Below are 14,063 nucleotides of genomic sequence, written 5' to 3'. Positions count from 1 at the left end.
TTAGTTGGATGCTTTGGCAGCCGCTTTTGGCTTGCTGATTTGTTTGCCTTTCAGAACCAGCCAGAGCGGTGCAGCAATAAAGATGGAAGAATACGCGCCGAACAGTGTTCCGATGACCATGGCGAGCGAGAACATACGAATGGACTCCCCGCCGAAAATGAACAAACAGATGGAAGCGGCAAAAACGGTGAACGTTGTATTCAGGGAACGAGTCATCGTTTGAGCCAAACTGTTGTTTACCACCTGACGCAAATCGGCCTTCGACGTTTTTTTGGCGAACCGCATGTTTTCACGAATCCGGTCAAAAATAACGATCGTATCATTGATGGAGAAGCCGACAACGGTAAGTACGGCTGTAATGAACGTCAGGTCCACTTCCAACCGGAAAATGGAGAACACGCTGATGACGACAAATGCGTCATGGAAAAGCGAAATGACGGCGGCAAGGCCGAATCGCCATTCAAACCGGATCGCAACGTAGATCATGATCCCGATACTTGCGATCAGCACAGCGTAGATGGCATTCCGTTCCAATTCTTTGGCCATCTCCGGATCAACGGTATTCACCTCGTAAGAAGCGGTGGAATCCAATTTGCTGAATTCATCCTTGAACGTTTTTTCCTGAGTTTCATCAAGCTCTTTGGAAAAACGTACGTTTACTCGGTCAGTTCCCGTTGTTATTTGGACATCCCCGTTATCTGCACCAATGTCTTTGATGATCGGATTGATTTGTTCCGCTGTAATCGCTTTGGATACGGTGATGTCGACGTTTGAACCTGCACGGAAATCCACCGCATAGTTCAATCCAAGAGCAAGCAAGCTGACGATCCCCGCTATCGTTAACAGAATGGAGAAAGTATAAGCAAATTTGCTGCCTTTGATGTAGTCATAGTTCCAATTAAAGCGCACGAATTTCACTCTCCTTTACTCCGAAATACTTCGGTTTCTTCAGCAAGTTCGCTTTAACGAGCAGGCTGAGCAAGAAACGGGAGAAGTAAATATTCGTGATGATGCTGGTCACGATGTCGAAGATCAGCACGAGTGCAAAACCTTTGACCGCCCCGGTACCAAAGAAAAACATGACGCCAGCAGCAATGATTGTAGTGATGTTGGAGTCGATGATTGTGCGGAACGAGTGTTTCCCGCCGGCCTTCACTGCCGACATCACGGACTTGCCGCTCCGCATCTCCTCTTTGATCCGTTCGTACGTAATAATGTTGGCGTCGACCGCCATCCCGATCCCGAGAATAAAGGCCGCGATCCCTGGCAGCGTGAGCACGAATTCTCCCAAATAGAAGATGGCCAGCACAAGCCATGTGTGCACTATCAGCGAGAAACTTGCGACAAGGCCTGGTATACGGTACATTGCGATCATGAACGCCAGAATAATGACTGATGCGATAAGCCCCGCTTTAATCGTTTGATTCAAGGAAAGTTTACCCAGCGTTGCGCCAACGCTTTGCGAATACTTCTCGGTCAGCTTCAACGGCAAAGCGCCCAAGTTGATCGTATCGCGCAGCTGGTTCGCTTCCTCGCGCGTGTAACTGCCCGAAATTTGGGCAGAACCGTCGGTTAACGCTTGTTTAACTTCTGGCGCGGACAACAGTTGATCATCCAAGTAGATCGCCAAAGGCTGTCCAACCAAACGTTTCGTAATTTCCGCAAATTTGGCTTTGTCCTTCACCTGAATGTCGATCATCGGTTGGTTCAGTTGGTTAAACACCACTTTTGCGCCGTTCTCGACGAATTCGTTACCGCGAAGTTCGATTTTGCTGTACTCGCCTTCTTTGTCGTTCTCGCCTTTACTGCGGAACGTCAAAACGGCCGGCTCCTTCATTTTGGCCCTAACTTCGGCCTCGTCGGTAACTCCGGCAAGTTTCAAACGGATGCGGTTCGTTCCTTCCGTTGTGACCTCTGGCTCGCTGGTTCCGAGCGCGTTGGCACGACTTTCCAAACTTCTTGCGGTTTGCACCAGAGAAGCCTTGGAAACTTGCTGTCCTTGTTCCAGCGGCTCTGCTTCATATAAGATCTCGTAGCCTCCCTTTAAGTCAAGGCCCAAGCGCATATTTTTCAGCAGCTCCGGACTTGTCCCCACCATCACGCCAGCGGTGACAAGCACGACCAGAATGAAACTGACAATTCTTTTCATGCCGTTCCTAGATCCCCTTTCATTCTCAATATTCCTATTATAGCGATGCCGTAAAATGCAGTCAATTTTCAACAAAAAAAGATCCCTTTCGATTAGAAAGAGGACCCCCGGTAAGCAGCTACGGTCAAAAAGTTCATAAAGCTCGTTGCTTTCAGTGACAATATGTCGTTCACCAGCTGGTGCAGGGGCGGAATGCCCTGCTTCTCATATTTATGACTGACGCAGTTCCATACATCTTTGCTTGTCACATACTCGTATCCCACAAGCCGTAACTCCTCTGCTTTGCTTTGGCAGAGCAGCTCGATGGACTGTTCCAGTTCCGTATCGTTCATTTCTTCCACGGGGAGCGCCTCCCTTCCTTGCTCAAAAACCTTTCTGCGGCATCCTTGATACAACATTCGACTTCCACATGCCATATTCCTTCTTTGATTGGTTTGGTTCTTTTTGTAAATCGCCCGATCGTGTCATGAGAAGGTCATGGACTAGCATAGAATGAGACAACCAGGCTTTGTCCTGTCCGCGTAACCAACCTGTTACTTTTCAACCGGGAAAGAGGGGTCGCTTTGAAAAAGCAGACATTTATCCAAGGAGCCATGATCCTACTCGCTGCTGGCATTATTAACCGGGTATTGGGCTTTATCCCGCGCATCGCGCTGCCGCGAGTCATCGGTGCAGAAGGGGTGGGCCTGTACCAACTGAGCTATCCTTTCTTTATTGTGCTGGTCACCCTGATCACCGGAGGCATTCCGCTCGCCATAGCCAAGCTTGTAGCCGAAGCGGATACGGGAGCAAATCGTTATTCTCCGCAGCGCATCCTGCAGGTCAGCTTAAGCTTCACGCTAACGCTGGGCGTTTTGTTCATGTTTCTCTGCATCGTTTTTGCCCCTTGGGTAACGCGTTACGTTCTCACGGACGAGCGTGTATACCACACCTTCGTCAGCATGAGTCCCATGATTGCGATCATAGCGGTGTCTGCCGTGTACCGGGGATACTTTCAGGGCAAACAGAACATGATCCCCAGCGCAGCTTCTTCCATCACCGAGACGATTGTACGCATTGTCTGCGTCATTTGGTTTTCCTGGCTGCTGGTTCCCCAAGGCATTGAACGGGCTGCAGCCGGCGCCATGCTGGGGGCGCTTGTCGGCGAGTTTGCAGGAATGCTCATTTTGCTTTGGAATTACGGCAGGGCCAAGAAAGAACAGAAGAGAACAGAAGTGCAACCGAAATCCCCCCTCCAAAACCAAGACGAAACCACAGGCAAAACGCCCATCGACTCGGCAGCCTCTCAAAAAGGGCTGATTCGCAGACTGCTCGCCATTTCGGTTCCCGTAACCGCAGGACGGTTGGTCGGATCCCTTTCTTATTTGGCCGAAACGATCGTTACCGCGCAAAGCCTCGCCCTTGCGGGGTTATCCAGAGGACTGGCCACGGCCCAGTACGGCGCGCTTCAAGGCATGATCATTCCTTTGCTGCTCCTGCCCGGCGCGCTGACGTCTTCGCTGGCGACCTCTCTTGTGCCTTCTTTGTCCGAAGCATCCGCCCAAGGCGATCGCGCACTCATACATAAGCGCATGCACCAGGCTTTGCGTCTGGCTCTGGTCACAGGGGCTCCGTTCTCGGTATTCATGTACGTGCTTGCGGAACCGCTGTGCCTTCTGTTATACAATGACGCTTCGATTGGCAACATGCTGAAATTAATGGCTCCTTTTGCCCTGTTCATTTATATTCAGCCACCGCTGCAAGCGGCTCTTCAGGCCCTTGATCGGCCGGGCAAGGCGCTGCTCAATACATTCATCGGGGCGGTGATCAAAATCTCTCTGATTTTGCTGCTCGCTTCCCGTCCGGAATTTGGCATAATTGGCGCGGTTATCGCCATCTGCGTCAACTCCACCATCGTCACGTTCCTTCATGCCGGCAGTGTTCGCAAACTGCTCGCTTTTCGTTTCAAGCTTATGGACTGGACCAAAACCATTGCAGGCATGTTTATTATGGGTGCGGCGACGCTGCTCGTTTACGAGCAAACCGTTGTGCTGTTTCCTTTGTGGCTCAGGCTGATTATGGCTTCGATCGCAGGTTTGATCGTTTACTTTATCGTCATGGGCTTGACCCGCATGATCGACTTTCACGATCTGTCCCGCGCGCCCATCATTGGTTCGTGGTTCAATCGCCGTTTGCGGAAATGACTTTACTTCGGATCCTCTTTGGGACTTACGTAAATTTTTCCGTTATGGTCAATGGAACAAATGAAAACGTCCTTGAAATCAAGTATACCCTTCTGTTGAATCTCGTTTTTGAGCCAGAATCTGGTTTTCTGAATCAACTCCAGATTCTGGTCCTGAACTTTCCCGTCCATGATCAGAGGCAGTGGCAAACCTTCGTATTTAATGTTTTGAAAACCGTCCACCTTATCTTTTCTCGGTTTCTGTATACTGTTGGAATTTAAATTGCCCCCTGTTGCAGACACGCTCCCGTTCTGATTTTTCGGGAAAACGGTAAGCTTGCCTGTCGTTTCCAAAATGGCGTATTCCACTTCGCTGATACTATCTATATTTTGCTCTCGAAGCTGCAGCAGCAAATCATCAAGGTTATAACGCTGTTTGCGCATTTCATCGCGACTCAACGTGCCTTTAGAAATCAACACCACGGGTTTGCCGTCGATCATCAAACGCAAACCACGGCTTTTGAGACTCATGTAGGCCATGGCGATCTGCATCACAAGCACCGTCAGCATGGGCACAATGCCGTGGAACAACGGCTTATCCGTGTCTTCGATAACAAATGCGGCAATTTCAGCAAGCATGATCGAGACGACCAGATCAAACATGGACAGCTTCCCGATTTCACGTTTGCCCATGACGCGAATGGCGCCATAAACAATAAAATACATCAGGATCGTTCTAAAAATATGTACTCCGATATCTGAAAGGTTCACAACAGGATTCCTCCCTTAATTATAAGTTGTAGTGAAGCCTGGAGCGTAATCCCTATTTTGGCCTGAACCTCACATGCTGATGCAGTTTTTCGATTGTTCATATAATGGAAAATCAGTTCATAAGTGGGGAGGCTTGACCATAAACTGTATTAATTTAAACTTGTACAAGGGGGTTGCTTTATGCAGCTGATTCGACGAATGAATCCGTTCCGATTGACCAATCCGATTTTGTCCGGTCTTTGTCATGCATTCGTGTGGATGTTTCTGGGGGCGTTGATTCTCTCTTGTTTCCTCTGGATGACGGACATGCGGGAACAAGACCTCTCCAGGTATACTTACATCGTTCACGCCGTCTCCTTATTGATCGGTGGTTTTCTGGCCGGCAAACGCTCTGGCGAAAAGGGGTGGTACCATGGCGGAATTACCGGTATTATTTATGGTGTTATCGTGTTGTTGATCGGTTTTTTGGCACTGGATGCCGTGATTAACTGGAAAGACGGACTACAGCTCGCAAGCGCGTTCGTCATTTCCGCTCTGGGTGGCATCTTTGGAGTAAATATACGCAAATCATGAAATAAACGACGAAAGCGGCGGGGAAAGTCGTCAGATCATTTTCTATCAAACGTTCATCACAAACAAAAAAAGAAAGGGAGCTCCCGAGGAGTTCCCTTTCTCTCATAAAAATGCCTGTCTGCTTTATTCCGCAGTTTCCCGGCTTACGGCGCTGCTGATGGCATTGCGGTCAAACGTCAGCTTCGTGACATCGTTTACACGCAATACAACCGTATCATCCGTGATTTCGGCAATGGTGCCGTGCAGGCCGCCAATCGTTACGATCTTGTCGCCTTTTTTCAGACGGCCCAACATGGCGTTGCGTTCTTTTTGTTTTTTGTTCTGAGGACGAATCATCAGAAAGTAGAAAATGGCCACCATGAGCACCAGTGGCACGATCAGGCCGAGAATTCCGCCTCCGCCTGCCGCTGCGCTCGCAGTCATTCCTTGAAACATATGGACTCCCCCTTATCAGCTTTTCACCAATTCGTTCGTGGCTCCCAGGTTCCGCAAAACCCGATCAGAACCCTTTCTCATTGTTGTGCAGACCGTATTGATCGAAAAATTCATCCCGGAAATCAAGCAGACGATCTTCCATGATCGCTTTCCGCACATTGCGCATCAAATTCTGCAAGAAGTGAAGATTATGGATGGTGGTCAACCGCAAGCCAAACGTTTCATCCGCTTTGATCAGGTGACGCAAGTATGCTCTGGAGTAGTTCCGGCAAGTATAGCAATCACACTCGGGGTCAAGCGGGCCGAAATCGGTTGCGAACTGCGCATTCCGAACGACCAGGCGTCCCTGACTTGTCATCGTAGTTCCGTTACGGGCAATCCGTGTAGGCAGTACACAGTCGAACATGTCCACTCCCCGAATCGATCCCTCAATCAATGCATCGGGCGAACCTACCCCCATCAAATACCGTGGTTTATTGGACGGCAGCAAAGGCACCGTATAATCCAATACACCATACATTAAATGTTTGGGTTCTCCGACACTCAGTCCACCAATAGCATACCCCGGGAAATCCATGGAAGTCAAATCCGCAGCGCTCTGTCTCCGCAGGTCCTCGTGCATGCCCCCTTGAACGATGGCAAACAATCCTTGGTCATGCGGTCTGGCATGGCTTTCCAGACAACGTTCCGCCCAGCGGCTCGTCCGCTCCAGCGACTTTTTCACGTATTCGTATTCGGCCGGGTAAGGAGGACACTCGTCAAACGCCATCATGATATCGGAGCCGAGTGCATTTTGAACCTCCATAGCTACTTCGGGGGACAAAAACTTTTTGTCTCCGTTCAGATGGGAACGGAAGTGAACGCCTTCCTCGGTAATTTTGCGCATCTCGCTGAGCGAGAATACTTGGAATCCGCCGCTATCCGTCAAAATGGGGCGATCCCAGTTCATGAATTTATGCAGTCCGCCAGCCTGGCGTATGATCTCATGTCCTGGTCTAAGGAAGAGATGATACGTGTTGCTCAGGATGATCTGGGCATCCATCTCCTTCAATTCTTCCGGGCTCATCGTTTTTACGGTTGCCTGTGTACCGACAGGCATAAAGGTAGGTGTTTCAATGATCCCGTGAGGCGTGTGGACACGTCCAAGACGCGCGCCTGACTGTTTGCAAGTTTTAATATGTTCATACGTAATGGCTGCCATCGTTTATAATCATCCTCTGAAAAATATTCGTAAATTCCGCCGAATCAATAGATCAGCATGGCGTCGCCAAAACTGAAAAACCGATACCGCTCGCGGATCGCTTCCGCGTATGCATCCATAATGTGTTCCCTGCCGGCAAGCGCACTGACCAGCATGACCAGCGTCGACTTCGGCAAATGGAAATTTGTCAGCATGCCATCAATGACTTTGAAGGAATAGCCCGGATAAATGAAAATGCTCGTCCAGCCGCTGCTTTCCTTAAGCAAGCCGTCCTCGGACTGGCTGCCTACCGTTTCCAGCGTACGACAACTCGTCGTGCCAACGGCGAATACGCGGTTACCCCTCTTTTTCGTGTCATTGATCAAATCGGCCGTTTCCTGAGACAATGAATAGTACTCCTCATGCATCACATGCTCTTCAACGACATCCACGGACATCGGCCGGAATGTTCCCAAACCGACGTGCAGCGTGATGAAAGCAATGTTGACGCCTTTCGCGCGGATGCGGTCGAGCAGTTCATCCGTAAAATGCAGGCCCGCCGTCGGTGCCGCAGCCGATCCTTCATGCTTCGCATATACCGTCTGGTACCGCTCCCGATCATCAAGGGTCTCCTTGATGTATGGAGGAAGCGGCATCTCTCCCAAGCGGTCCAAAATCTCCTGAAAAATGCCGGTATACATAAAAGTGAGCATTCGGGCACCCATTTCGCCTTCTTCGTCGATCACGGCCTTCAGCTCATCGCTGAATACGATGACCGATCCCGCTTTCAGCTTTTTCCCTGGTTTGACCAGCGCTTCCCAGCGGTCTCCCTCCACATTTTTGAGCAAAAGCACTTCGGCTTTGGCTCCGGTGTCCTGCTTTGTTCCGAACAACCGTGCAGGGAGGACACGGGTATCATTCAAAACAAGCGTGTCTCCCGGCTCAAAAAAGTCGATAATATCCGGAAACTTGCGGTGGTGAACCTCGCCCGTTTCCTTGTTCAACGTAAGCAGCCGGGACGCCGTGCGCTCAAGCAACGGCGTCTGCGCGATCAGCTCTTCCGGCAGTTCAAAATTATATAGATCCACATTCATCTTAAATTCATTCCTTAACAATAGTCGCATTTTGGTAATAGTGTTTCAAAATGGCCTGGTAATCATACCCTTCATCCGCCATGCCTTTGGCACCCCACTGGGACAACCCCAGACCATGGCCATTGCCCTGACCGATAAACATGAAGGTTTGGCCTTGGGTTACGGCTCTGGCCGTTCCGTCCCCGCTCATGACGACGAGTGCGTTTCCGGACGATGTGCCCGTCCCGGAAGCCGATAACACGGCTGCGCCGTTCGCCCCGGTTTTGCTGGCTTGCACGCCGTCAGCGCCTAATACAGTATAACTTCCGGTACCGGCAATATCAAATAATGTGCTCGGCAACCCGCCCAATGCAGAACGATAGGTGTCCGCATACTTCACGGTCATCGGCTGTCCGTTGGCACTGACTTCGAGCGCCCTTCCCGACGGCCCCCGTTTCGTTACCTCCAACGTGGAGATGGCTGACGGTACCGAGGATGTCGTTTTGCCTTGAAGGGTTTTGACTAGTTGAGCTGAAGTAAACGGGCCTCTTACCCAGGAATACGTATTTGATTCAGGCACTTTCGCCAAAACTACGGCTTCGTTGCCTGGATTCATTTTTGCCACCGGGTTCACATTGGACTGGATCATCGGAATCGGTCGCACGTTGGTATTTTGGGCCGTAACCGTTACTTTGGATAGCCCTGCATTCGTTTGGGAAGAGAGTTCCTTCACGTTGTCTTCGCGTATATATCCGCTGACCCCCGAGCTTAGAAACACGTGATACCACGTGTGCAGTCCTGCCTGCGCCGCAATATCTCCCGAGCTGTCAACCGTGTTGAATACACCTTCTGCGCCGTTCCAAACTTCGGAAGGATGCGCCGTCTGCCCGCCCGCATTGGACGAGAACACAGCCTCGACGATTTTTCCGCCGCTCTTGACCACTTCGCCCGCGGTCGCATCGACGGCGCTGTTTACTTTGTCATTCTCGGATCCCATTCCGTTGTAGGCCTGGCTGAGCGTTGTATCCACGACATTGGCAATCTTGAAGCGGTCACCCTGCTGAAGCGCATAGGAACGCGCTGCTACAGCCTGAGCTTTTAACGCCTCTGCCGGCCACGAGGAATACACTTCTGCGCCCACGACTGAATACAGGTATTGCTCCAGCGGTACAACGTTGACCAGAGCCAGGTCCCCGTTAACGATGCTGACTTCCATATCGCCGCGGTAGGTCCGCTGTGAACGCTCCGCGACTTTGATTCCGCTGCCGTCTCCCTGTACCAAAGCTTTGGCATTGGTGCCTGCCATCGTATAATGTGCTGCCGTTTTGAGAGCATCCAGGCTGAGTCCTGCATCCGTACGGATGATCAGCCCGGGTTGACCGTCATTCACTGTAGATAAACTCAAACCAGGTGCTTGAGCATCAACCGTTGTTTTCAGTGCCGCAAGCTCTGCATCCGTGGAGGCTTCGCCCACCCAAACCGCGTATCCCGAAGCATTTGCCCCCAATTGGAGCACAGGATAAGCCGTAATGCCTGCCGACAGCAAAGTCGCCTGTGCTGCCTGCGCCTCCTCAAGCGAACTGTACGTGCCCGTCGTCAGCCGTTTGCTTCCGGTAACCACCGGTTTCTGGCCGCCAAGTTGGGCTGCAGCCGTGTTTTGGACACGGGCTACGGCTTGTCCGGCCTGCGCTGCTGTCGCATAATTGCCTGTATACAGCTGATAGGTCTCTTTGCCGTTGACCGTTGTTGTAAACAGCAGCGGCGTGTCCGCAGTGGCCTGTAACCGTTTAGCCGCAGCCGACGCCGTTTGGAAATCGGTCGTTTCCAACACTTTAACCCTATAACCGTCCGCGCTGAATCGGATTTGCCCTGCAGGGATGCTTAAGTTGGCTCCGCTGTCAGAACCAATGCTCCATTTTCCCGTGGATTCCAGCGTAATAAGCGGTGTTGTCGATTTGTACGTGCTTCCCAGGTTCGCAAACATCGCAACCCGGATCGTTTGGCCGTCGCTTTCTGCCGCATAGGCAGGCAACTGCAGGCATCCCGCAGTCAGCAATGCCGCCGCAAAAACCTTAATGCGTCTGCTCCACTTGTTTGTATTCCTCGCTCTTCCCACAATCAAACTCCTCTCCATGCTATATCCATTGGATTATCGGAAATATGCGTCCTGCTTATGAGCTTCTTTTTATCGTTGATGTTGCGTCAGATGCTCCATCCAACCATTACTTCCCGTCCCTTGGCGGAAGGGGAATGCCCAGATGGTGATACGCCAAATCCGTGACCACCCTGCCCCTCGGAGTTCGTTGAAGCATGCCGATCTGCAGCAAATAAGGCTCGTATACGTCCTCAATCGTTTGGCTCTCTTCCCCGATGGTGGCAGCTATCGTATCCAGCCCGACCGGGCCTCCTTTGAAACTTTGAATCATGGATTTGAGCATCTTATGGTCGATTTCGTCCAACCCTCTCGGGTCGATCTGCAAACGTTTCAACGCCTCTTCTGCCAAAGCCTGCGTGATCATGCCGTCCCCCCGCACTTGGGCGAAATCCCGTACCCTTTTCAAGAGACGGTTAGCAATCCGCGGCGTACCGCGAGAACGAAGGGCAATCTCCTCTGCCGCATCGCCCACGATGTCGACGCCAAGAATTTCCGAAGCCCTCGACACGATAAACGCAAGTTCATCCACCGTGTAAAATTCCAAACGACTGATCACGCCGAAACGATCGCGGAGCGGAGCCGACAACAATCCCGCACGCGTCGTTGCACCGATCAGCGTAAATGGAGGCAAATCCAGACGCACGGAACGTGCACTCGGGCCTTTGCCGATCATAATATCCAGCGCAAAATCCTCCATGGCCGGGTACATGACTTCTTCCACGGTACGATGCAAGCGGTGAATCTCGTCAATGAACAAGACGTCACCTTCCTGCAGGTTGGTCAAAAGCGCAGCCAAGTCTCCTGGACGTTCAATCGCAGGGCCCGACGTCGTTCTTAGATTCACGCCGAGCTCGTTCGCGATAATATTGGCCAGCGTTGTTTTCCCCAGTCCGGGAGGACCGTACAACAGCACGTGGTCCAACGCTTCATTACGCATTTTTGCGGCTTCGATGTATATTTTCAAATTTTCCTTGACCTGATTCTGTCCGATATACTCGTTCAAATACCGGGGACGCAGGCTCAGCTCCACAGCTTGGTCCTCCATCATCAGGTTGGCGGAAATAATCCGGTCTTCCATGTTATATCCCTACCTTCTTTGCTGGCTGCTTGGTTGACTTGGTTGTCTGAAATGGTCTGTCACCGATCAGCTCGCTATCCTTTAAACAGCATCTGCAGCGCCCGCTTCATCAGCACATCCACCGAATCTGCCGCAGTGGCGTCTTTTTTGAGCTTCAGCCATACTTTATCCAGCTCGCTGTCCGTGTAACCCAATGCCTTCAAGCCTTCTCGAGCTTCATCCCACGCAGACCCGCTGCCCTGTTCCTCCGACGGAGGGGCAAACAACCCTGTCGCCAATGCAGCCGTACCGAAGCCGTCCAATTTGTCCTTCAGGTCCAAAATCATGCGCTGTGCCGTCTTTTTGCCGATTCCCGGCAATTTGGTCAGGAACGTAATGTTCTCTTGATAAATCGCCGTAACGACATGCTCAGGCGTTCCCCCTGCCAGAATCCCCAATGCAACCCGCGGCCCGATGCCGGATACCTCAATCAATTTGCGGAAAAGACGCTGCTCATCCCGGGATGCAAAACCAAACAAAAGGATTGCGTCTTCACGTACATGGTGATGAATATACACCGTGATTTCCCCTTCTTGTTTGGCAAAAACAAAGGGATTAGGGCAGAACACGCGATACCCCACTCCATGCACATCCAACACAATATATTCATTCTCCACAAGCACAAACTGTCCTCTAAGAAAATCTATCATTTTCGCAATACCTCATTCAACTTGTTATTTAGTGTGTATGAGTGGGCGTGACAAACGGCTACGGCTAGCGCATCCGCCACGTCGTCCGGTTTCGGAATGGCCTGCAAACGCAAAAACATACGAACCATCTCCTGCACCTGGCGTTTCTCCGCCTTGCCGTAACCCACGATGGCCTGTTTAATTTGCATTGGCGTATATTCCGCGATCGGCAGCCCTTTCTGAGCTGCTGCAAGCACCATGACCCCTCTCGCTTGGCTGACAGACATGGCTGTCGTCACGTTTCGGTTAAAAAACAACTTCTCCAGCGCAATCGCATCCGGTTTATATTTATCAATCAACTGCACCATGCCCTCATACACATGAAGCAGCCGTTCTTCTTCGGGCGTATGAGCCTCGGTTTGAATGCAGCCGTACTGCACAGGCTTTACCTGGCTTCCGATTTTGTCCACAAAACCAAAGCCGACAATCGCTATCCCCGGGTCGATCCCCAAAAAACGCAAAACCATCTCTCCCTTACAATAAAGCGAACATATGTATCGTTCATTTCATTATAACAAAGTTTATGATCCTGCGGCAGGAAAAACTTTGTCGAGACGATGATGCCGCATCATTTGATGAGTTTCGATCATTTTCAACAATGCAAAAAAGGCATCCGACGATGCCTTGGCACACTCCACCTATTATGTTGGTTTGTTTTTACCCGCCGCTTTGCACAGGCTGTGCTGCTTCATACTCCCGATCGAGGGCATAATCGCTAAATGTGGAGATCACACTGTTATATTCATCTTTGTCCTGTACGCGTATCCCTTGCTGCAATTGTTCCAATACCCCTTCCGGCAAAGAAGATTCGAGGGAACCCACATCCATTTGAAAAAATGTCCGGATGACTTTCTCCTTGGTTGGACGTCCTTCATATAAATTTAAATTCCCTACGGCATCGACGCTGATATACGCCTTCTCTTTGCACAACGGTGAAAGATCGTCAATCTGTTGACTGACTTGAACAAGATCAGTACTTTTCAATTCGGGCTCCCATTCAGGATGCTGAAGCAACAATGCTTCTAGCTGCGAATTCGTTAAACGCCCCAACTGCTCCGTTTCAATCCCGCAAATATAACGTGTCTCGAGGACAACCCGAGTTAACCGATCTGGGTCCGTTCCCAATTGCTTCAACACCATTTGCGCTTTTTCCGTCACCTGTGCTTCCGGTTCGGCAAGCCCCATAACAGCCTTAGCCTCACCGAAATGGGTTGTCAGCAGCCGCTGAACATGCGAAGAGATGGACAATCCACTACCCGCCAACACCGTGATCGTTATCAAAGCTACAGCCATCCATGCTGTGCGTTTCCATCGACGCCAACGTCGCTTTAATTGTTTTCTGAGCTTAAATGTGTTCACATGAACCCCTTCTATCCCTGTTTTAAGGATATTGTGACCGAAAGGGCTCAGCTTTATGCAAAATAAAACAGTTTCTCTCATGGAAAACAATAAAGACGGACTATCTATTATGATAGTCCGTCTTTCGAAAGATCGGGATGACACGATTTGAACATGCGACCCCCTGGTCCCAAACCAGGTGCTCTACCAAGCTGAGCTACATCCCGTTAAATACCGGTGAGAGGACTCGAACCTCCACGGGTCTCCCCACTCGATTTTGAGTCGAGCGCGTCTGCCATTCCGCCACACCGGCTTATTTAATTAAATGGCGCGCCCTGAGAGATTCGAACTCCCGACCTTTTGATTCGTAGTCAAACGCTCTATCCAGCTGAGCTAAGGGCGCATATTTGGAGCGGACGACG

Annotated in this window: 14 protein-coding genes and 3 tRNA genes; 2 read left to right on the top strand and 15 right to left on the bottom strand. The window is 50.8% G+C overall.

Translation table 11 applies throughout. From position 1 onward, the window contains the following. The 3 genes from secF to L6H98_RS12240 all read right to left on the bottom strand — a co-directional run bounded on the left by secF (position 1) and on the right by L6H98_RS12240 (position 2,481). A complete protein-coding gene (gene secF / locus L6H98_RS12250) occupies positions 1–909 on the bottom strand; it encodes a protein translocase subunit SecF (RefSeq protein WP_236415433.1) in 909 nt (302 codons plus the stop codon). Continuing rightward, positions 899–2,149 carry a protein translocase subunit SecD gene (secD, locus tag L6H98_RS12245; protein ID WP_236415430.1) on the bottom strand — a complete coding sequence of 417 codons (1,251 nt, stop codon included), beginning with the start codon at positions 2,147–2,149 and terminating at the stop codon, positions 899–901. The genes secF and secD overlap by 11 nt, the downstream gene beginning before the upstream one ends. Before the next feature lie 92 nt (positions 2,150–2,241). Then, positions 2,242–2,481 carry a post-transcriptional regulator gene (locus L6H98_RS12240; protein WP_236415823.1) on the bottom strand — a complete coding sequence of 80 codons (240 nt, stop codon included), beginning with the start codon at positions 2,479–2,481 and terminating at the stop codon, positions 2,242–2,244. Between the two features lie 231 nt (positions 2,482–2,712). Here L6H98_RS12240 and spoVB point away from each other — a divergent pair, with 231 nt between their 5' ends. Beyond that, the gene (gene spoVB / locus L6H98_RS12235; RefSeq protein WP_236415429.1) at positions 2,713–4,332 is read left to right on the top strand and encodes a stage V sporulation protein B; all 1,620 of its coding nucleotides are present in this window, start codon (positions 2,713–2,715) and stop codon (positions 4,330–4,332) included. Positions 4,333–4,334: 2 nt separating this feature from the next. Here spoVB and L6H98_RS12230 read toward each other — a convergent pair whose 3' ends face one another. Continuing rightward, on the bottom strand, positions 4,335–5,036 hold the full coding sequence (locus L6H98_RS12230) for a DUF421 domain-containing protein (protein WP_236415821.1): 702 nt from the start codon (positions 5,034–5,036) through the stop codon (positions 4,335–4,337). Positions 5,037–5,261: 225 nt separating this feature from the next. Between L6H98_RS12230 and L6H98_RS12225 the strand changes: the two genes are divergently transcribed. After that, entirely contained in the window at positions 5,262–5,654 is a 393-nt protein-coding gene (locus L6H98_RS12225; protein WP_236415428.1) for a TIGR04086 family membrane protein, read from the top strand. Positions 5,655–5,777: 123 nt separating this feature from the next. On the opposite strand, the gene yajC is transcribed toward L6H98_RS12225, so the two are convergent. From yajC to L6H98_RS12170, 11 genes are all read right to left on the bottom strand, one after another. Continuing rightward, positions 5,778–6,089, bottom strand: a complete 312-nt coding sequence (yajC, locus tag L6H98_RS12220) for a preprotein translocase subunit YajC (protein ID WP_236415427.1) — start codon at positions 6,087–6,089, stop codon at positions 5,778–5,780. Positions 6,090–6,153: 64 nt separating this feature from the next. After that, positions 6,154–7,290, bottom strand: coding sequence for a tRNA guanosine(34) transglycosylase Tgt (tgt, locus tag L6H98_RS12215; protein ID WP_236415426.1), 1,137 nt, complete (start codon positions 7,288–7,290; stop codon positions 6,154–6,156). Between the two features lie 44 nt (positions 7,291–7,334). Further along, a complete protein-coding gene (gene queA / locus L6H98_RS12210) occupies positions 7,335–8,363 on the bottom strand; it encodes a tRNA preQ1(34) S-adenosylmethionine ribosyltransferase-isomerase QueA (RefSeq protein ID WP_236415425.1) in 1,029 nt (342 codons plus the stop codon). A 7-nt stretch (positions 8,364–8,370) separates the two neighbouring features. Further along, positions 8,371–10,458 carry a SpoIID/LytB domain-containing protein gene (locus L6H98_RS12205; RefSeq protein WP_236415424.1) on the bottom strand — a complete coding sequence of 696 codons (2,088 nt, stop codon included), beginning with the start codon at positions 10,456–10,458 and terminating at the stop codon, positions 8,371–8,373. Between the two features lie 106 nt (positions 10,459–10,564). Further along, positions 10,565–11,575 carry a Holliday junction branch migration DNA helicase RuvB gene (gene ruvB, locus L6H98_RS12200; protein ID WP_236415422.1) on the bottom strand — a complete coding sequence of 337 codons (1,011 nt, stop codon included), beginning with the start codon at positions 11,573–11,575 and terminating at the stop codon, positions 10,565–10,567. Between the two features lie 74 nt (positions 11,576–11,649). After that, positions 11,650–12,264 (bottom strand): Holliday junction branch migration protein RuvA, encoded by a 615-nt coding sequence (gene ruvA, locus L6H98_RS12195; protein WP_236415420.1) that lies wholly within the window; start codon positions 12,262–12,264, stop codon positions 11,650–11,652. Then, entirely contained in the window at positions 12,261–12,764 is a 504-nt protein-coding gene (gene ruvC / locus L6H98_RS12190; RefSeq protein WP_236415418.1) for a crossover junction endodeoxyribonuclease RuvC, read from the bottom strand. Before ruvC ends, ruvA begins: the two co-directional genes overlap by 4 nt. A 196-nt stretch (positions 12,765–12,960) precedes the next feature. Continuing rightward, positions 12,961–13,596 (bottom strand): BofC C-terminal domain-containing protein, encoded by a 636-nt coding sequence (locus L6H98_RS12185; RefSeq protein WP_236415417.1) that lies wholly within the window; start codon positions 13,594–13,596, stop codon positions 12,961–12,963. Between the two features lie 198 nt (positions 13,597–13,794). Continuing rightward, positions 13,795–13,868 (bottom strand) — tRNA-Pro (locus L6H98_RS12180). A 5-nt stretch (positions 13,869–13,873) separates the two neighbouring features. Beyond that, positions 13,874–13,954 (bottom strand) — tRNA-Leu (locus L6H98_RS12175). A gap of 13 nt (positions 13,955–13,967) precedes the next feature. Continuing rightward, positions 13,968–14,044 (bottom strand) — tRNA-Arg (locus L6H98_RS12170). Positions 14,045–14,063: the final 19 nt, after the last annotated feature.

Origin of the sequence: Paenibacillus sp. JJ-223, from assembly GCF_927798175.1 — a bacterium.
GTDB lineage: Bacteria > Bacillota > Bacilli > Paenibacillales > Paenibacillaceae > Paenibacillus > Paenibacillus hubeiensis.
Note: the sequence above shows the minus strand (reverse complement) of the source record. Positions and strands in the feature narration are given on the sequence as shown.